This window comes from Microbacterium sp. Leaf351, assembly GCF_001423825.1.
Taxonomy (GTDB): domain Bacteria; phylum Actinomycetota; class Actinomycetes; order Actinomycetales; family Microbacteriaceae; genus Microbacterium; species Microbacterium ginsengisoli.
On record NZ_LMPK01000001.1, the window covers coordinates 99498 to 99934 of the forward strand.

The 437-nt window shown below is 65.0% G+C and carries 1 pseudogene; it reads right to left on the reverse strand.

Features of this window, described 5'->3' with window-relative positions:
- Positions 1-437 (reverse strand): annotated as a pseudogene (locus ASG00_RS15965) (TerC family protein); the annotation flags it as partial.

Below are 437 nucleotides of genomic sequence, written 5' to 3' on the forward strand. Positions count from 1 at the left end.
GGTCTTCACCAGGCTCGCGACCGTCGCGACGGCGATCGTGGCGGCGATGAACAGCAGCGAGAACCAGATGGGGATCTCGGGGATCCACTCCACATGGTGGCCGCCGTTGATGAAGGGCAGCTCGTTGACGTGGAGCGCGTGGAAGACGAGCTTCACGCCGATGAAGGCGAGGATGACGGCGAGCCCCTGCGCGAGGTAGACGAGGCGCTCGAGCAGTCCGCCGATGAGGAAGAACAGCTGCCGCAGGCCCATGAGCGCGAACGCGTTGGCGGTGAACACGATGTACGCCTCGTTGGTCAGCCCGTAGATCGCCGGGATCGAGTCGACCGCGAAGATCAGGTCGATGAAGCCGATCGCGATGATCGTGAGAAGCATCGGGGTGACGAAGCGCTTGCCGTCGAGGCGCACCGTGAGCCGGTCGCCGTGGTAGTCGTGGG